The following is a 17459-nucleotide window of genomic DNA, read 5'->3' on the forward strand; positions in this document are numbered from 1 at the left end:
GCGGAAAGCTGCACGGCCCTGCACGACGCAGGGCCCGTTTGAACCGCAACCTTCAGGCCCGAAAGACGAAAGGCGGCCCCCGGTCTCCCGGAAGCCGCCTTCGAGTCCCTTCATGAAAGAAGGATGCGCTCGATTACGCCCGGGCAGCCGCGACGACGGCGGCAAAACCCTTGGGGTCGAAGAGCGCGATGTCGGCGAGGACCTTGCGGTCGAGGCCGCTGCCCGCCTTCGCCAGGCCGGCGATCAGGCGCGAGTAGCTCAGGCCGTTCTGCCGAGCAGCCGCGTTGATACGGACGATCCAGAGGCGGCGGAAGTCCCGCTTCTTCTGCCGGCGATCCCGGGTCGCGTAGTCGAGTGCGCGCTCGACCGACTCGTTCGCGCGCTTGTAGGTATTCTTCCGCCGACCGCGGAAGCCCTTCGCAAGCTTGAGAACCCGATTGCGGCGACGACGCGCCTTGAAGCCTCTTTTGACTCGCATGACTCACTCCTGGTGCCAACCGGCACCGAGCCGCGACGGCGTGGCCCGCAGGCCTCCGGCACGGGGAACCCGCTCACCAGAGCAGGTCCGCTTGTTTACCCCACCCGCCAGCTCAGATGTTCGAGCCGTAGGGGAAGAGCTCCTTGATGACCTTCTTCGCGTCCTGCGACACGAGGGTCGAGGTGCCGCGGTTCTGGCGCTTCTGCGTGGGCGACTTGTTGGTGAAGTTGTGCCGGGCGTTCGCCTGGCGGTACTTCACGGTGCCCTTCGAGTTGACGCGGAACCGCTTCTTGGCGCCGCTGTTCGTCTTCAGCTTCGGCATGTCTTCCTCTGACTGGCTTTACGCCTTGGGCGCGGGAGCCTCTTCGGCCTCCGCGGGAGCGGCTGCGGGCGCGCGCTCCTCGGGCGCCTTCTGGCCGCCCTTGTCCTTCTTCTCGGCAACGTCCGCCTGCCGGGCCTTCTCACGGAGCTGCGCGAGGTACTTCGGATTCGGCGCGAGGATCATGAACATCTGCCGGCCTTCCTGGCGCGGCGCCTGCTCGATGATCCCGACCTCCTTCACGTCGTTGGCGACTTCCTGGAGGATCTTCTGGCCGATCTCCTTGTGGGTGATCTCACGGCCGCGGAACATGATGGTCACGCGAGCCTTGTTCCCCTCTTCGAGGAAGCGCCGTACGTTCTTCACCTTGAAGTCGTAGTCGTGCTCGTCGGTCTTCGGCCGGAGTTTGACCTCCTTCAGCTGTACGACGACCTGCTTCTTCTTGGCCTCGCCGGCCTTCTTCTTGGTCTCGTACTTGAACTTGCCGTAGTCCATGATCTTGCAGACCGGCGGGCGGGCCATCGGCGAGATCTCGACCAGATCGAGCCCTTCTTCACCAGCTCTGGCGAGCGCCGCCTCGAGGGCCACGACCCCGAGCTGCGAGCCGTCCGAGCCGATCAAGCGAACTTCACGGGCGCGAATGCGCCGATTCGTACGTGCGTCCCGAATGGGAGATACCTCCTGAGGTTGCGGGGGTGCGACACCCCCGCAGGGAAATCAAAGAAGCGCGCAGGATATTCAAGGAAGCCGGTCTGTCAACCGGGACCGGCTTTCCCGCCCCTGCTTAGTTGAGGAAGGGAACCTTCCCCTCCTCGACCAGGCGGTCGATCGCCGCCTGGAGATCCATGAACTTGAGGTCCTCGCCGCCATAGCGCCGCGGAGAGACCCCCTTCTTCTCCACCTCCTGATCACCGATCACGAAGGTGTAGGGGATCTTCTCGAGCTGGGCGTCGCGGATCTTGGCGCCGAGCTTCTCGTTGCGCTGATCGAGCTCCACCCGCAGGCCCGCAGCGAGCATGCGCTCGTGTGCGGCCTTCGCCCAGTCGAGCTGCCGATCGCTGACGGTGATGATCCGGCCCTGCACCGGCGCGAGCCAGGTGGGAAAGGCGCCGGCGAAGTGCTCGATCAGGATGGCGACGAAGCGCTCGAAGGAGCCGAAGATCGCCCGGTGGATGATCACCGGCCGGTGCTCGGCGTTGTCCTCGCCCACGTAGGTGAGGTCGAAGCGCTCGGGCGCTGCGTAGTCGAGCTGGATGGTGCCCAGCTGCCAGCGGCGGCCGATCGAGTCGGAGACGTCGAAGTCGATCTTCGGGCCGTAGAAGGCGCCGTCGCCGGGCTTGTCCTCGTAGGGCAGGCCCGTGGCCTCGAGGGCCGCCTTGAGCGAGGCTTCCGCCCGATCCCACATCGCGTCGTCGCCGAGGCGCTGCTCCGGGCGCGTGGCGAATTTGGCCACGAACTGCAGGCCGAACGCCTCGTAGACCTTGCCGATCATCGCGGCCAGATCCTTCACCTCGGCGGCGATCTGGCTCTCGGCGAGGTAGATGTGCGCGTCGTCCTGCGCGAACTGGCGCACGCGGGTCAGGCCACCGAGGGCGCCGGAGGCCTCGTTGCGGTGGAGCACGTCCTGCGTGTGGAAGCGAAGGGGCAGCTCGCGGTACGAGTGCTTCTTCGTCGCGTAGTAGAGGTGGTGCGACGGGCAGTTCATCGGCTTCATGGAGAAATCGTGCTCGCCGGTCTCGTTGTCGAGGACCAGGAACATGTTCTCCTTGTACTTGCCCCAGTGGCCGGAGATCTCCCAGAGGCCCTTGTTGAACATCAGGGGCGTCTTGATCTCCTGGTAGCCGTGCCGCCTCGTGAGCGTGCGCATCGCGTTGCCGAGCAGGTGGTAGAGCGTGGTGCCCTTGTCCGTCCAGAAGGCGGCGCCCGGTGCGAAGGGGTGGAAGAGGAAGAGGTCGAGTTCGCGGCCCAGCTTGCGGTGGTCGCGCTTCTTCGCCTCCTCGAGGCGGTGCAGGTACTCGTCGAGCTCCTTCTTGTTCCGCCACGAGGTGCCGTAGATGCGCTGCAGCTGCGGCTTGCTCGAGTCGCCGCGCCAGTAGGCGCCCGCCACGCTGAGGAGCTTGATCGCCGGGGCCTTCCCGGTCGTGGGCAGGTGCGGGCCGCGGCAGAGATCGACCCAGCCTGCGTGCTTGTAGAGGCCGACCGTGGTCTCGCCCTTCGCGGCGAGGTCCCGGATGATCTCCACCTTGAACTGCTCGCCCATCTTCTCGAAGAGCGCGATCGCCTCGTCGATGGGGACGTCGACGCGCTCGAAGAGGGAATCCTCCGCCACGATCTTCGCGATCTCCTCCTCGAACTTCTGGAGGTCGTCGGGGGTGAAGCCGCGGGGGAAGTAGAAGTCGTAGTAGAAGCCGTCCTCGATCACCGGGCCGATGGTGACCTGCGCCTCGGGATAGACCCGCTGCACCGCCGACGCCACGATGTGGGCGGACGAGTGCCGGATCACGTCGAGTCCCGCGTCGGTCTTCGCGGTGATCACCTCGAGCTTCGCGTCGCTCCGGATCGGGCGGGAGAGGTCGACCTCGGCGCCGTCGAGCTTCGCTGCGAGGGCGGCCTTGGCGAGGCCCGGGCCGATCTGCTCGCGGACGAAGTCGGCCACGGTGGTGCCGGCGGTCACCGTCTTGACCGATCCATCGGGCAACGTGACCTGAACCATTCCGTCCATGGCGACCTCCGCGGGCGGCTGACCGGCCCGGCAAACGGGCCCGCTGGATGCAGAGCCCGAAAACACCACGCGGGGTCACCGTAACGAACGATGACCCCGCGTGTTTTTCTTCGATTTGGTAGGCCCGGCTGGACTCGAACCAGTGACCCCCACCGTGTCAAGGTGGTGCTCTACCAACTGAGCTACGGGCCTGCAACGCGAGGAGGTTTCTACGGAAACCCCCGTCTGGGATCAAGGGGAAAAATCACCGGCCGCTGCTTTTTCTTCCCCGGGCACGGGCGCCGCCGCGACGTACCAATCGCTCGCCCGATACCGCGCCACGAGCACGCGCAAGACGACCTTGAGGAGCGCCGCGAGCGGCACCGCGAGCAGCAGCCCGGCGAAGCCGAGGAGCTCGCCGAAAGCGAGGACCGCGAGCATCACCACCACCGCCGGCAGGCCCACCTTCTCGCCCACCACCCGCGGGGTGATTACGCTGCCTTCCAGCGCCTGCCCCACCGCGAAGGTCGCGGCGGCACCTGCTGCCACCCAGAGCGAGCCCTCGTGCCAGTCGACGAGGACCGCCACCGCTGCGAGGACGGCGCCGATCGCCACGCCGGCGAAGGGGACCAACGAGGCGATGCCGGCGACGAGGCCGATGACGAGGCCGAGCTTCACGCCGGCGAGGGTGAGCCCCGCTGCGTAGATCGCCCCGAGGATCGCCGCGACCGTGGCCTGTCCCCGGACGAACGCGGCGAGGACCTCGTCGATCTCGCGGAAGCGGCCGACGATCTGCGCGCGGTGCCTGGGCGGCAGGAGCGCGGTGGCCCTGCCCTTCATCTCGTCGAAGTCCCGCAGAAAGTAGAAGAGGAAGAGCGGCACCAGCGCGAGGCCGAGGATCTGGGAGACGGCGGTGGCGGTGCCGCCGGCAGCCTGGAGGAGCAGGCGTCCCGCAGCGGGGCCGATCTTCGCCGCCACCGCGGAGGCCCGCCCGGAGAATTCGGTGGCCAGCTGGTGCCAATCGGCTGGAAGCGGCTCGCCGAGGAGCTCCTCTGCCAGCGGCAGCGCCCGACCGGCGAGGGCCTGGAGATAGCCGGGCAGCCTGGTGGCCTGATCGATCAGCGCGGGAACGAGGAAGGCCAGCGCCGCGCCGATCGCCACGCCGAGGACGCCGCCGAGGGCGACGATGGCGAGGGTCCGGGACCAGCCGCGGGCCTCGAAGAGGTCGACGAGCGGATCGAGGGCCCAGGCGAGACCGAGCGAGAGCAGCACCGGCAGCGCCACGCCGGGCACGAAGCGGAGGAGGAGGAAGGCGAGGCAGGTGAGGCCGAGCACCGCCGCTGCCCAGGCGAGATCGACGCGGACCTCCTGCGGGAGGAGCCTCGCCGAGAGGCGCAGCGGCGCGACGGCCGCCGGGATCGCCCGGGCCTCGTTGGTCGCCGGCGCCGCCTCGTGCTGCTGCGCCCTTCCCCGCTTCGCCTTCCGCCGCTGCTGCATCGTGTCCTCGCTCAAGGGGTGTCCAGCCTCCGGCCCCGCAGAACCGACCACCAGAGCATGCCGTATTGTACCGTCGCCACCAGCAGGCATTCTGCCGCCACCGCCCCCACCGCCGCGAGATAGGGCACGACAGCGGCGCCGTAATCGGGCGAGCGGGAGAAGAGCGCCAGGGTCACCGTCGCCATCAGGAGGAAGGTGGCGTATTTCGAGATCCGGGTGGGCGCTGCACGAACGCTGCGATGGCTCGCCTTGGAGGTTATGCCGACGGCGGCGACCACGGCGTCGCGCAGCAGCGAGACCCCGAGGAACCAGACCGGCAGAACCGCGCTCCAGACGAGCAGCACGAGGGCGGTGAGGCCGAGGAGCTTGTCGGCGATCGGATCGAGGATCGCCCCCAGGGCCGTCCTCTGGTCGAGCGCCCTGGCGAGGAAGCCGTCGATCCCGTCGGAGATCGCCGCAGCCACGAAGACCACCAGCGCCGCAAGCGGCTCGCCCCGCAGGTGCAGCCACGCGAAGACCGGCACCAGGAGCAAGCGCACGAGGCTGATCGCGTTGGGCAGGTTCACCTTGGCACCGCTGGCGAGAGGGGAGAGGAGCCTAGCAGACGACGCGCAACGTGTTAGCTTCGCCCGCGATGACCACCTGGATCGCGGGCGACATCCACGGCTGCGCCGCGGAATTGCGCGACCTGCTCGACACCATCGGATTCGCGCGGGACGACCGCCTCCTCCTCTGCGGCGACCTCTTCGACAAGGGCCCCGATCCCGTCGGCGTCCTCCGCCTCGTACAGGAGACCGGCGCGCTGGCCGCGCTGGGCAACCACGACGTCGCCGTCCGGGAGCACGGCGGCGCCCAGCTCCGCGGCGCGCCGCCGCCGACGAAGCGGCCGGACTATCTCGTCGCGTGTCTGGAGCAGCTTGCAGCGGCCGGCGCCCTCGAGGAGGCGGTGGCGCTCTGCAGATCCCTGCCCCTCTGGCTGGAGGGCGCGGGCTACGTGGTGGTCCACGCCGGCCTCCATCCCACCGGCGGCAGGGCCGCCACCGACGAACGGCTCGCCACCCTGGTGCGGGAGTTCCCGCCGCGTGCGCCGCAGGCCCGGAAGTGGTGGGAGCAGTGGCAGGGAGAGGAGATCGTTGTCTTCGGCCACGACGCGCGGCAGGGCCTCGTCGATCGCCGCGAGGCGGGAAGGATCCGGGCCATCGGGCTCGACACCGGCTGCGTCTACGGCGGCAGGCTCACGGCGTGGTCGCCGGAGCTGGACCGCTTCGTGCAGGTCCCGGCGCGGCGGGTGTGGCACGCGGGCCGCGCTTGAGGCGGCCCCGGGCGAGCCTCAGGCATTGCCGGCGGTCCGCGAGACGTAGACCTCGATCATCCGGCGGTAGCGGTCGGCCATCGCGGTGAACTTGACCGCCGTTCCTTCCACCGGGCCGGTGGCCGCCTCGCGGGTCTCGTCGCGGACGACCTCGCCGGCAGCCCAGATCACCTCGGAGCTCCCGGGGAGCTGGAACTCGAGGCCGACCTGCTGCTGCCCCGCCGCAGGCTCGAGGACCTTCGAGATCCAGATGCCGTCCGGCGAGATGTCGCGGGCCCGGGCCAGGTGCCGGGCCTCGTCGACGATCTTGTTGAGATAGATATCGCAAGGGGCCCGCTGGGACTTCCGCTGGTTGGCCATGATCGCCTCCGCGCCGGCATGTGGGCAGCCGGCCTACACGAACGATCATCGGACCGATGCGGGAGCCGGTCGAGTTTGCCGCCTGTGGGAAAGTCGGCGGCTATTTCTCGCCGGCGTATCCCTCCTCGCCGGGAAGCGGCGGCCCCGCCTCGCGGCCCCGCTGCGGATCCTTGACGCCGGTGGAGCCGACCCGGGCCAGCGCCCGCCCCAGCTCCTCCGGCGTCCGCGCCGCCCGTGGCAGCGAGCGGCGCAGCATCGCCTCCTCGTCGCGCCGCAGGGCGAGATCGTGGTCGTGCCTGGCAGGCTGGCGCTGCGCCAGCTTCACCGGGCGCCTGGCGCCGGGCTGCAGACCCCGCTCCAGGTCGTAGGGCGAGCCGGTCTCCGGCGGGAGCTTCTCCCCCTTCGATTCGCGGACCGACCGCGGGACCGGTAGGGAGCCGACGTCCTCCGCCGTGGCCCTGGCGCCCTCGAGGTCGGGCCGCTCGGCCCCCATGTCCGTGCCGAGCGGGCTGCGCGCCGTGCCCGCGATGCTGCCTCCCACGGGGCCCGGGCCCTGGAGCTTCTCTGCCATCGCACCCTCCGAGGTTTCGGGTCGTTGGAATGAACGTAGGCACGTCCCCGGCGCGGGGCGTGGCGCAATCAACAATTCAGGATTTCATCCGTGAAAAAGCGAGCGGCCGTCGCGGGTTTGTGCCGACAAGGGCCCGGGGGACGACGATTCCACCGCCGGATTCCCTTGACGACCGGGGGCCTGCTTCACAAGATGAGGCCCATTCTCAGGCGGTTTTCGACGTCGGGGCTGCCTTCGCAGCCGACGCCGGGTCCCGTCGGTACCGAGTTCACAAAAACATTCTCTGGCGAGGTTGTCGTGTCCATCGACCATACCGCTGCGGCGCTCCATGCAGCTTTGCGTGCGTTCGGCGAGACGCTCGGCCGCGCGCTCTCCGAGGGGATCACCCAGGGCCTGCAGGAAGGGCTCTCCGAGTCGCTCGACATCGAGCAGCTGGTCGACCGCGTCCCGGCCCGTACGGCACAGGGCGTGGCCAGCGGCCTGACCGGCGGAGCCGCAGCGCGCCGTGGGGGCAGGCCCCGTGGCGAGGCCCGGCCCTGCCGCGTCGGCGGCTGCGCCGATCCGGCCCGTTCCCGTGGCCTCTGCTCCCGGCACTACCAGCAGGAGCTCCGCCGCGAGAAGGCGGCGCAGCCCGAGGAGCCCGTGCGCCGCGAGCCCGCCGCTGCCAACGTCGAGGCCCGGCCGCCGATCGTTCGCAAGCGCCCCGAGCCCGGCGAGCAGGTGGAGCCCCAGCCTGCGCCCGCGCCGGTGGTGCAGGCCGCTCCCGCGACGGCCCACGAGCCGGCGAACGCCTTCCTCGAGGCGAGGCGCGAGGAGATCCGCAGCCCCACCGACGCAGCGAAGCGGATCTTCGGCTGACGCTGCCGGATGTCCGAACCGAAAGGGCCGGTGCCTTCGATGGCGCCGGCTCTTCTCCGTTCAGCGCTCGGGGTGATGCGAGAGGCCGATCCGGTTCCCCTCGGGGTCCCGCACGTAGAAGGTGAAGGCGGTCTCCGCCACCTTCGGATGGCCTGCTGCAGCGAGCCGCTCCTCCCAGGCCGCCCGCTCCGAACGCTCGATGCGCAGCGCGAAGAGGAAGAACCCCGGCGCCTGGTCGCGGAACGGCCGCTCCTCCACCGGGCCGCCGCATCGTTCGAGAGCGAGGAAGCCCTCCCCCGCCCCGACCCAGATCGCCCGCTCCGCTCCCGCCTCGTCCCGGTGGCGCGCGATCACCGGCAGGCCGAGGATCCCGGCGTAGAAGCGCTCCGCCGCTGCGAGATCGCGGCATTGGACGGCGAGGTGGTGGAAGGCGAGCATCCAGGCCCTTGTAGCACGGGGCTCGTGGCGGGCGGCGGCTGCGGGCGCTGCCGCCGATGCGGAATCTTCCTCCCATGGCACGGACTTCCTGGCTGAAGTGGGCCCCCGTGGCCCTGGGGGCGGGGCTTCTCCTCCGCCGCCGTGGCGGCGGAGAATTCGACGGCAGCACGGTGCTGATTACGGGCGGTTCGCGGGGGCTGGGGCTCCTGCTGGCCCGGGAGTTCGCGAGGCGCGGCGCCCGCCTCGTGATCTGCGCGCGGGACGCGAACGAGCTCGAGACCGCGCGGCGCGAGCTCGAGGAGACCTTCGGCGCCGAGGTCCTCGCCAGGCGCTGCGACGTCACCGACCGCGATCAGGTCGAGGCGCTGGTGGAGCAGGCGAACCTTCGCTTCGGCGGCGTCGACGTGCTCGTGAACAACGCCGGCATCATCCAGGTCGGCCCCTTCTCGACCATGAGCGAGCGGGATTTCCGTGACGCCCTCGAGGCCAACCTCTGGGGGATGATCCATTGCAGCCGGGCGGTGCTCCCCTCGATGCGCCAGCGCAGGAGCGGCAGGATCCTCGACGTCACCTCGATCGGCGGCGTCGTCGCCGTGCCCCACCTCCTGCCCTACTCGGTGGCGAAATTCGCCGCGGTGGGCTTCTCCAGCGGCCTCGCTGCCGAGGTGGAGGTGGAGGGGATCCGGGTCACCACCGTGGTCCCGGGGCTGATGCGCACCGGCTCCTTCCTCAACGCGCTCTTCAAGGGCCGGCGGGAGGAGGAGATGCAGTGGTTCTCGCTGGGCGCCTCGCTTCCCCTCGTCTCCCTCGACGCGGAGCGGGCGGCCCGGAAGATGGTCGATGCCAGCGCCAGGGGCGACCGCTGGATCACGGTGGGCGTGCCGGCGAAGGTGGCGCGCCTCGCTGCAGTCCTCACCCCGGGGCTGGTGGCGGCGGCGAGCGCGCGGGTCGCCAGGCTGCTCCCGCGGGCCCCCGGGATCCCCACGAGCCAGCGGCCGGAACCGGGCTGGCGGCACCGGACCGGCGCCGCCCGATCCTTCGCCACGCGCCTCGGAGACCGGGCTGCCCGGAACAACAACGAGGTCCCCCGGGCTTACCACTAGGGGGACGCGTCGAACAGCCGCAGCTTGCGAGGGTGCGGGGCGCGGAATATAAGGCCCCGCCCCGCCCGTCTTGGAGGGGACAATTTCTTTTCCCCTCCTTCGAGGTAGCGCTTGAATCGCGAGCAGCTTCGCAACATCGCCATCGTCGCCCACGTCGACCATGGCAAGACCACGCTGGTCGACCACATGCTCAGGCAGGCCGGCACCTTCCGCGCCAACGAGCACGTGGCCGAGCGCGTGATGGACTCCAACGATCTGGAGCGCGAGAAAGGCATCACCATTCTCGCGAAGAACACGGCCGTCACCTACGAGGGCGTGAAGATCAACATCCTCGACACCCCGGGCCACGCCGACTTCGGCGGCGAGGTGGAGCGCGCGCTCCGCATGGTCGACGGCGTGATCCTGCTGGTGGACGCAGCCGAAGGGCCGCTGCCGCAGACCCGCTTCGTGATGAGCAAGGCGCTCGCCCTCGGCCTGCCGGCGATGGTGGTGATCAACAAGATCGACCGCCAGGACGCACGCCCGCAGGAGGTGTTGGACGAGGTCTACTCGCTCCTCATCGACCTCGGCGGCGACGAGAAGCTCCTCGAGCTCCCGGTGATCTACGCCGTCGGCCGCGAGGGCAAGGCGTCGCTCTCCCTCGACGTCCCCGGCGAGACGCTGAAGCCGCTCTTCGACGCGATCCTCGAGCACGTGCCCGCGCCGAAGGTGAACGCCGAGGCGCCCTTCCAGATGCTCGTCAACAACCTCGACTACGACGACTTCGTCGGTCGCCTCATCGTCGGCCGCATCTACGCCGGCAAGGTTCGTCTCAACGAGCAGATCGCGGTGATGCGCGAGGGCGGCAAGGTCGAGCAGGGCCGCGTGGTCAAGCTCTACGGCTTCCACGGCCTCAAGCGCGTCGAGATCGAGCAGGCCGAGGCAGGCGAGGTGATCATGCTCGCCGGCATCGAGGACATCTCCATCGGCGACACCCTCGCCTCGCTGGAGAAGCCCGCGGCCCTCGAGCGCCTCCACGTCGACGAGCCGACCATGATGATGGTCTTCCGCGTCAACGACGGTCCCTTCGCAGGCAAGGAAGGCAAGTACGTCACCTCGCGCAACCTGCGCGACCGCCTCTACCGCGAGGCGTACCGGAACCCGGCGATCAAGGTCCGCGACACCGACAAGCCGGAGGCCTTCGAGGTGATCGGCCGCGGCGAGCTCCAGCTCGCGGTGATCATCGAGACCATGCGCCGCGAGGGCTACGAGCTCACCGCCTCGAACCCCGTCCCCCTCACCAAGGTCGAGGACGAGCAGGTCTTCGAGCCGATGGAGATGCTCTACTGCGACGTCCCCGACACCTCGGTCGGCGCCGTCACCGAGCGCCTCGGCACCCGCAAGGGCCGGATGATGGACATGCAGCCGATGGGCTCGGGCCGCACCCGCGTGAAGTTCCGCATCCCCGCCCGCGGCCTCATCGGCTTCCGCAACGAGTTCCTCACCGTGACCCGCGGCGAAGGCATCATGTCGAGCGAGTCGGACGGCTGGGAGCCGTGGCAGGGCGCGATCCCGAAGCGCCAGAGCGGCTCGATCGTCTCCGATCGCGACGGCGAGACCGTGGCCTACTCGCTCTTCTCGCTGCAGGAGCGCGGCACCCTCTTCTTCGGTCCCGGCGTGCCCGTCTACGGCGGCATGGTGGTCGGCGAGAACGCCCACCCGCACGATCTCGAGGTGAACGTCACCCGCGAGAAGAAGCTCACCAACATCCGCGCTTCCGGCCGCGACGAGAACGTGATGCTCACGCCGCCCCGCGAGATGGGCCTCGAGAAGGCCCTCGAGTGGATCGCCGAAGACGAGCTCGTCGAGGTGACCCCGAAGAGCATCCGAATCCGCAAGCGGGAGCTCGATCCGCATGCGCGCTCGCGCGCGGAGCGCGATCGCAAGCGCGGCACCGCGTAAGGCAGACGCTCTTCGAGCACGAGACGGCCTCCCGGTTCTTCCCGGGGGGCCGTTCGTGTTCCTGCGCTTTCAGCGCTGGGCGGCGTCGACGAGGCGCGAGCCGAGGGCGACGAGACCCACCAGGCAGAGCGCTTCGGCAGCTGCCACCAGCACGGCGGCTGCGCCGTGGATCGGCCGCAGGCCACCTGCCACCAGCGTCGAGACGATGGCGAAGGAGACGACGGCGAGGAGGGCCGAGAGCCCCGCCGCCCACGCGGCGGCCCGGCCCCAGCTCCAGCTCCGCAGCCGGGCGAGGAGGAGCACCGGCGCGGTGGCGAAGAGCACCGCCGGGATCGTCGCCGCGAAGACGGCGAAGAGGAGCTGCAGGCTCATCTAGAAGTCCGCGATCCGGCCGACGAAGTCGGGCCTGTCGACGAAGGGGTTGCGGTTCTGCTGCAGCAGCTCGATGCCATCGTTGCGCGCGCGCTCCCGGGCGCCCGGCGGATCCTCGTCGTGCCAGCGCCGCAGCACCGCCTCCTCGGCCTGGCCGATGGAGAGGCGGTACCGAACCGAGAAGTAGAAATGGGCCCGGGCGATCTCGCCGCGGTACGCGGGACGCACCTCGAAGATGGTGCCGCCCCCCGCGAGCGAGGGGCCCACCTCCGAGCCGCCGCCGGTCCAGCTGCAGCTCGACCGGGCGCAGTCGGTCTCCCCGAACTCCAGCGAGCCGCGCCTGCTGTTGGCGTCCATGTCGGTGGGGAAGAGGTGGTGGAGATCGCTGCGCGCCGGCACCGTGTCCGCCCCCTCCGACTGCGGCCAGCTGTGCTCGGTGTTCATGTCGCCAGGGGTGCGGGTGCCGTCCGGCCGCGTCTTCCTGCCGGTGTAGATGCACTCGATCTGGCCATCGACCACGTCGAGGGAGCCGAAGATCTCGTCCCGGGCGCCGTCGTAGGAGAGGGCGCGGTGGCCCGCCACGCGATCGTGGAGCCCCTCCACCAGCGCCGCCCCGCGCAGCGCCTCCACCTCGGCCCAGGGATCCGCCGGGCAGCGCCAGGCGGTGGTGCAGCCGGTGGCGGGATCGACCACCTCCGTGGGCGCCTCGCATCCCGGCGGATCGACGGGCGGGCAGCCTTCGCAGCCCCACGCGGTGGTGCAGCCCGTCGCAGGATCGACCTGCGCCACCGGCGATCCGCCCGGGCAGCTCGGCACCGGCGGCTCCTCGCAGCGCACGCACCGCCAGCTCGTGGCGCAGCCGGTGGCCTCGTCGCTGGTCGCCTCGAGGCTGCCGTCGTCGCAGGCCGGCACCTCCACCTTCGGGCAGGCGCCGCAGACCAGGATCGGACAGCCGTTGGTGAGGTCGATGGTCTCGGCCACCCGCTCCGCCGGGCAGTCCGCCGGCGGCACGGGCGTGGCACAGCCTCCGCCGCCGCCCCCGCAGCCTTCCGCGCAGCCGGCATCCGGCGGGTCCTCGCCCGGTGCACAGGCGACGACGAGGAGGGCGAGGAGAAGCAGCGGGAGCGTGCGCACGGCGCCTTCGTAGCACCGTCCGCCCCCAGAGCCAATCGGGGGAAGGCCGGTCGGCCGCCCGCGGTTCCAGCGCTCCAGCCTCGATCGTTCGCCCCCGCTCCCGGGCTTTTCGCTTAGGCTGCCGATCGATTGCCGAAAGCAAAGCGAGGTTCCCCATGAAGCGCCTGATCACCTGGACCCTGGCCGCAGCAGCGGCGCTGGCGGTCCTCTTCGTCGGCGCCAGCGCGCTGGCCTTCTGGCTCCTCGACGTCGACGCCCTCGTCCGGGCGCAGGTGGCGAAATACGAGCCCGAGGTCGAGAAGCAGCTCGGCCGCGACGTGGAGCTGGGCGCGATCTCCACCCGCTTCTTCCCCACCCTCGGCGCGCGGATCGACGGCATCACGATCGCCGCTGCGCCGGGGGCGACCGACGACGCGCCGCTGCTGCAGGTGGCGTCCGCCGGCTTCGACCTCGACCTTTTCGGCGCCCTCCTCTCGGGCGGCAGCGAGGTGGCCCTGGACGCGATCTACCTCGACGGCGTCGAGATCGAGCTGGTCCGCAGGGCGGACGGCAGCCTCTCCATCGAAGACATCCTCGCCCGCCATCCGGCGGAGCCCGCCGCGGAGAAGAAGCGCGACGAGGGGATCGATCCCGGCCTGCTCGCGCTGCTCCAGCGGCTCTCGATCGACGAGGTCCGCCTCGGCGGCGCCACCATCCGCCTCGTCGACCGTGCGGCCCCGGGCGGCGCGCCGGTGGAGTCGACGGTCCGCGACCTCGACCTGCGCCTGCGCGACGTGGCGCTCGGCGGCCCCCTCACCGTGGAGCTGCAGGCTGCGGCCTTCGCCGAGAAGCGCAACGTCGACCTCGCCGCCACCGTGGAGATCCCCGCGGACCTCCGCTTCGAGGGGATCCCGGCGATGCGCGGCATCCGCGCCAGGGTCGACGGCCTCGACCTCGCCCCTGCCCGCCCCTACCTGCCGATCCCGCTGCAGGCCGGCGTGCTGGAGGCCGACTTCGCCGTCCCCGAGCTGCAGGCGGCGCGGCCCCTCGAGCTGGCGGGCTTCGTCGCCGTGAAGGGGCTCCACATCGACGGCGGCGTGCCCACGGACGTGCGCCTCGCAGCGGAGCTCGACGCCGACCTGCGCACCCTCTCGGCCCGCGTCGAGCAGATCCGCCTGCAGCTGGGCAGCGTCGACGTCACCGCCTCCGGTGCGGTCCACGATCTCGGCGCCGCGCCGCGATTCGAGAACTTCCTCGTCCGCAGCAGCACCCTCGATCCCCAGGTGCTCCTCGGCGCCCTGCCGATGCTCCGGGCCTCGCTGCCAGAAGGCGCCACCTTCGAAGGTGCTGCGACCCTCGATCTGCGGGCCAGCGGCACCGCTGCCCAGCAGAGCCTCAACCTCACCTTCGACGCGGGGCAGGTCGACGTCCTGCTCCCCGGCACCTTCGCCAAGCCGAAGGGGACGCCCTTCGCCCTGCGGGTCGAGGGGGACTTCACCCCGTCCAGCGCGGCGCTCCGCAAGGCGAACCTGCGCCTCGACGAGCTCGACCTGGACCTCACCGGCAAGGTCCGCGACTTCGCCGCCCCCACCTACGACTTCGACCTGGCGGCGAAGCCCTTCTCCGTGGACCGGCTGGTGCGCCTGCTCCCGCAGGCTGCGGAGCAGCTCGCGGCGCAGCAGACGAAGGCTGCGGGCAGGGGTTCGCTCTCGGGCCACCTCGAGGGCGCGCCGGGCAAGCTCGCCGCGAACTTCGATTTCGGACTCCAGGACGTCGATCTGCAGCTCCCCGACACCACCGTGCGGGGCGCGGTGCGGGCGCGGGTCTACGCCAACGGCGACCCGGCGGGCTCGATCAAGGGCGGGCTCCTCCTCGACGCAGGCGAGTCGGTGATCCGGATCCCCGGCACCCTGCAGAAGGCGGCAGCGACCCCGCTCGTCGTCGACCTCGCCGCAGCGCGAAAGGGCGAGACCCTCTCCTTCGAGAAATTCGACGTGCGCCTCGCCGAGCTGCAGATGCGCGCCACCGGCGCCCTCGGCCCTGGCGGCGCCGCCCTCGACGTGGTGCTGCTCCCCCTCGACCTGGAGAAGTTCGCCCGCACCGTCCCGGCGATCCCGATCGAGCGCGTCCGCGGCGGCATGGTGGAGGCAGCGGTGCAGGTGAAGGGCAACCCCGCCGACATCTCCACGCTCTCGGTCGATCTGCAGCGCTTCGCCCTCGCGATCGGCAGGAGCGATCTGCAGGCGACCGCCACGGTCCGCAACCTGGCCGCACCCGCCGTCACCGCCCAGCTCCAGTCGCGCTTTCTCGATCTCGACGAGTTCTTCCCGCCGGAGGAGCCCGCCGACGAGGGTGGCGAGGTGGCGGTCCGCGAGGACGATCCCTCCCTCCGATCGATCGCTCTCACCGCGTCCTTCGCCGTCGACAAGGCCCGGGTCCAGCAGCGCGACCTCGAGAACCTGCGGGGCAACATCGTCCTCGAGGACGGCGTGCTCCGGATCGAGAAGGCGAGCTTCGGACTCTACGGCGGCACCGTGCGCGCCACCGGCACCGAGGCGGAGATCTGGCGGGGGCAGATCCCCTTCAAGGCCCGCCTCGTCGCCGAGAACGTCGATGTGGCCCGCCTCCTCGCCGGCGAGTTCGAGAGCGAGGGCGTCCTTGGTGGCAAGGGGGACCTCGACCTGCAGCTCGACGGCGTCGGCTTCGATCGCGAGGCGCTGGAAGAGCACCTCACCGGCGGCTGGAACCTCCAGCTCGCCCAGGGCCGGATCTCGGCGGCGGCGATCACCTCGTCGGTCCTCGGCGGCCTCGCCGAGGTCCCCGGCGTCGGCCAGCAGCAGCTCGCTTCCGAGGGAGAGATCCGGAACCTCCTCGCCTCCTTCGCGGTGGAGAAGGGCCGGATGAACCTGACGAAGCCGGTGAAGCTGCAGCTCGACGGCAACCGGGTGGAGCTCGGCGGCGCGGTGGGGATCGGCGGCGACCTCTTCCTCGACGGCACCTACTTCGTCTCGCCGCAGCTGGTGGCGAAGGTCACCGGCAACCGCTGCACCCTCGAGAAGGAGGCGGCGGTGCCGCTCCGGATCACCGGCCCCGCGAAGAAGCCGGCGGTCCAGCCGGATGCGAAGGCCCTCGGCCTCGTCGTCGCGAAGGGCTGCCTCGCCGGCAAGGCGCAGCAGGCGGTGGAGAAGCTCGCGGGTCCTGCCGCGAGCGAGGCGGTCGGGAAGGCGCAGGAGGCGGCGGCGCGGGCCCGGGAGGAGGCCGACGCTGCGAAGGCGAAGGCCGAGGCCGAGGCGCGGCGCCGCAAGCAGGAGGCGGAGGATCGCGCCAGGCAGAAGGCCCGGCAGGAAGCCGAGAAGCTGAAGAACCGCTTCGGCTTCTGATCCGGCGCCGCAACGCCCCGGGGAACGCCCCGGGGCGGGCTGGATCCACTCCCCGGATGGAAGGGGTATGCTCCGGCCATGACCGGGCCCTCCGACAAGGACGCGCGCAACCGCCGGAGCGAGGTGGGCAAGCGCTTCGCGTCCCGCTACGACGAGCTCGGCCCCGAGGAGCTCGCCGCCGGCGCGGAGTGGTCGATCGACGAGCCGCAGAGCGCGCTCTTCCTCGGCACCTACTCGGAGGCGGGGATCCGCCGGGTCGCGGAGATCTACGGGCTCATCGAGCTGGTGAAGGTCCACGGGATCGAGACGATCGACGTGGAGATCGACACCCGCGATCCCTTCCTCCACGTGCTCAAGCTCAAGGAGGAGGACGGCGCCGTCTTCTTCGAGCTCCGCGCCCGCACCGCCCTCGGCCGTGACCTGGGCCTGCCCGGCAAGCTCGCGGATCTGCCCTTCTACGTGGTCGAGTGGCTCTCGATCGAGAACCCCCACGGCGCCTTCTCCCGGGCCCGGCCCCCGCTGCCGGGCCAGCGCCACCCGGGTCTCGGCATCGGCCCGGAGGTCGAGGAGATCCTCGTCCTCGGCGCCCGCCGGCAGGGAAGCGCGGCGCTGGTCTCGTGGCCGCAGTGGTACCACAACGCCTTCCTCTACCATCCCCGGTGGATGTTCGTGGATCCGCGCGAGGAGGGGCGCTTCGCCGCCCTGCGCCGCGACCTCGCCGGCTACAGCCTGCCGCGGGTCGCCTGGGCGGTGCACCTGGGCTGCGTGCGCGACGCACAGGGCCGGGCCTTCGAGTGGCAGCCGGGGCCGCTCGTCCTCCCCCGCACCCGCGAGGCCTTCCGCTACTTCGAGACGCCGATCTACCGGGCCACCCGCTTCGCCACCAAGGCGCGCAGCGGCTTCGAGCTCGACGAGGCGGCGCTGGATCGGGCGCTGGCCGAACGCGACCTCGATCTGCCCTGACCACCGGAAGGCCTGCAGCAGGGCAGGCGCGCTTGCGGCTGGCGGCTCCGGTG

General features: G+C 70.8%; 17 protein-coding genes and 1 tRNA gene. 6 read left to right on the forward strand and 12 right to left on the reverse strand.

Going from position 1 to position 17459, the window contains the following annotated elements:
• Positions 1-133: 133 nt before the first annotated feature.
• The 7 genes from rplT to ACESMR_RS18010 all read right to left on the reverse strand — a co-directional run bounded on the left by rplT (position 134) and on the right by ACESMR_RS18010 (position 5561).
• Positions 134-478 carry a 50S ribosomal protein L20 gene (rplT, locus tag ACESMR_RS17980; protein ID WP_373048492.1) on the reverse strand — a complete coding sequence of 115 codons (345 nt, stop codon included), beginning with the start codon at positions 476-478 and terminating at the stop codon, positions 134-136.
• 112 nt (positions 479-590) lie between these two features.
• Positions 591-800, reverse strand: a complete 210-nt coding sequence (gene rpmI, locus ACESMR_RS17985; RefSeq protein ID WP_373048493.1) for a 50S ribosomal protein L35 — start codon at positions 798-800, stop codon at positions 591-593.
• Between the two features lie 18 nt (positions 801-818).
• Positions 819-1466 (reverse strand): translation initiation factor IF-3, encoded by a 648-nt coding sequence (gene infC / locus ACESMR_RS17990; protein ID WP_373048524.1) that lies wholly within the window; start codon positions 1464-1466, stop codon positions 819-821.
• Positions 1467-1581: 115 nt separating this feature from the next.
• Positions 1582-3519 carry a threonine--tRNA ligase gene (thrS, locus tag ACESMR_RS17995; protein WP_373048494.1) on the reverse strand — a complete coding sequence of 646 codons (1938 nt, stop codon included), beginning with the start codon at positions 3517-3519 and terminating at the stop codon, positions 1582-1584.
• 116 nt (positions 3520-3635) lie between these two features.
• Positions 3636-3711: transfer RNA gene (locus tag ACESMR_RS18000), tRNA-Val, on the reverse strand.
• Between the two features lie 39 nt (positions 3712-3750).
• A complete protein-coding gene (locus tag ACESMR_RS18005) occupies positions 3751-5010 on the reverse strand; it encodes an AI-2E family transporter (RefSeq protein WP_373048495.1) in 1260 nt (419 codons plus the stop codon).
• Positions 5007-5561, reverse strand: coding sequence for a CDP-alcohol phosphatidyltransferase family protein (locus tag ACESMR_RS18010; protein ID WP_373048496.1), 555 nt, complete (start codon positions 5559-5561; stop codon positions 5007-5009). Before ACESMR_RS18010 ends, ACESMR_RS18005 begins: the two co-directional genes overlap by 4 nt.
• A gap of 68 nt (positions 5562-5629) precedes the next feature.
• Here ACESMR_RS18010 and ACESMR_RS18015 point away from each other — a divergent pair, with 68 nt between their 5' ends.
• Entirely contained in the window at positions 5630-6307 is a 678-nt protein-coding gene (locus ACESMR_RS18015; protein ID WP_373048497.1) for a metallophosphoesterase, read from the forward strand.
• An 18-nt stretch (positions 6308-6325) separates the two neighbouring features.
• On the opposite strand, the gene ACESMR_RS18020 is transcribed toward ACESMR_RS18015, so the two are convergent.
• The gene (locus ACESMR_RS18020; RefSeq protein ID WP_373048498.1) at positions 6326-6667 is read right to left on the reverse strand and encodes a PilZ domain-containing protein; all 342 of its coding nucleotides are present in this window, start codon (positions 6665-6667) and stop codon (positions 6326-6328) included.
• A gap of 100 nt (positions 6668-6767) precedes the next feature.
• Complete coding sequence (locus ACESMR_RS18025; protein WP_373048499.1) at positions 6768-7238, reverse strand: hypothetical protein; 471 nt, start codon at positions 7236-7238, stop codon at positions 6768-6770.
• 297 nt (positions 7239-7535) lie between these two features.
• Between ACESMR_RS18025 and ACESMR_RS18030 the strand changes: the two genes are divergently transcribed.
• Positions 7536-8096: a hypothetical protein gene (locus tag ACESMR_RS18030; RefSeq protein WP_373048500.1), complete on the forward strand. Its 561-nt coding sequence runs from the start codon at positions 7536-7538 to the stop codon at positions 8094-8096.
• A 60-nt stretch (positions 8097-8156) separates the two neighbouring features.
• Here the strand turns inward: ACESMR_RS18030 and ACESMR_RS18035 are convergent, their stop codons facing one another.
• Positions 8157-8534, reverse strand: a complete 378-nt coding sequence (locus ACESMR_RS18035; RefSeq protein ID WP_373048501.1) for a VOC family protein — start codon at positions 8532-8534, stop codon at positions 8157-8159.
• Between the two features lie 74 nt (positions 8535-8608).
• Here ACESMR_RS18035 and ACESMR_RS18040 point away from each other — a divergent pair, with 74 nt between their 5' ends.
• Complete coding sequence (locus ACESMR_RS18040) at positions 8609-9637, forward strand: SDR family NAD(P)-dependent oxidoreductase (protein WP_373048502.1); 1029 nt, start codon at positions 8609-8611, stop codon at positions 9635-9637.
• A 111-nt stretch (positions 9638-9748) separates the two neighbouring features.
• On the forward strand, positions 9749-11578 hold the full coding sequence (gene typA / locus ACESMR_RS18045) for a translational GTPase TypA (RefSeq protein ID WP_373048503.1): 1830 nt from the start codon (positions 9749-9751) through the stop codon (positions 11576-11578).
• A gap of 69 nt (positions 11579-11647) precedes the next feature.
• Here typA and ACESMR_RS18050 read toward each other — a convergent pair whose 3' ends face one another.
• Positions 11648-11950, reverse strand: a complete 303-nt coding sequence (locus ACESMR_RS18050) for a hypothetical protein (RefSeq protein WP_373048504.1) — start codon at positions 11948-11950, stop codon at positions 11648-11650.
• A complete protein-coding gene (locus ACESMR_RS18055; RefSeq protein WP_373048505.1) occupies positions 11951-13084 on the reverse strand; it encodes an endonuclease I family protein in 1134 nt (377 codons plus the stop codon).
• A 155-nt stretch (positions 13085-13239) separates the two neighbouring features.
• On the opposite strand from ACESMR_RS18055, the gene ACESMR_RS18060 reads away from it, so the two are divergent.
• Complete coding sequence (locus ACESMR_RS18060; protein WP_373048506.1) at positions 13240-16443, forward strand: AsmA family protein; 3204 nt, start codon at positions 13240-13242, stop codon at positions 16441-16443.
• Between the two features lie 78 nt (positions 16444-16521).
• Entirely contained in the window at positions 16522-17406 is an 885-nt protein-coding gene (locus ACESMR_RS18065) for a hypothetical protein (protein WP_373048507.1), read from the forward strand.
• Positions 17407-17459 lie beyond the last annotated feature (53 nt).

Origin of the sequence: Vulgatibacter sp. (genome assembly GCF_041687135.1) — a bacterium.
Taxonomy (GTDB): domain Bacteria; phylum Myxococcota; class Myxococcia; order Myxococcales; family Vulgatibacteraceae; genus JAWLCN01.

Coding starts and splice junctions, on each gene's coding strand:
- rplT (WP_373048492.1), bottom strand. CDS start 478: ATGCGAGTCAAAAGAGGCTTCAAGGCGCGTCGTCGCCGCAATCGGGTT.
- rpmI (WP_373048493.1), bottom strand. CDS start 800: ATGCCGAAGCTGAAGACGAACAGCGGCGCCAAGAAGCGGTTCCGCGTC.
- thrS (WP_373048494.1), bottom strand. CDS start 3,519: ATGGACGGAATGGTTCAGGTCACGTTGCCCGATGGATCGGTCAAGACG.
- ACESMR_RS18015 (WP_373048497.1), top strand. CDS start 5,630: ATGACCACCTGGATCGCGGGCGACATCCACGGCTGCGCCGCGGAATTG.
- ACESMR_RS18020 (WP_373048498.1), bottom strand. CDS start 6,667: ATGGCCAACCAGCGGAAGTCCCAGCGGGCCCCTTGCGATATCTATCTC.
- ACESMR_RS18025 (WP_373048499.1), bottom strand. CDS start 7,238: ATGGCAGAGAAGCTCCAGGGCCCGGGCCCCGTGGGAGGCAGCATCGCG.
- ACESMR_RS18035 (WP_373048501.1), bottom strand. CDS start 8,534: ATGCTCGCCTTCCACCACCTCGCCGTCCAATGCCGCGATCTCGCAGCG.
- ACESMR_RS18040 (WP_373048502.1), top strand. CDS start 8,609: ATGGCACGGACTTCCTGGCTGAAGTGGGCCCCCGTGGCCCTGGGGGCG.
- ACESMR_RS18050 (WP_373048504.1), bottom strand. CDS start 11,950: ATGAGCCTGCAGCTCCTCTTCGCCGTCTTCGCGGCGACGATCCCGGCG.
- ACESMR_RS18060 (WP_373048506.1), top strand. CDS start 13,240: ATGAAGCGCCTGATCACCTGGACCCTGGCCGCAGCAGCGGCGCTGGCG.
- ACESMR_RS18065 (WP_373048507.1), top strand. CDS start 16,522: ATGACCGGGCCCTCCGACAAGGACGCGCGCAACCGCCGGAGCGAGGTG.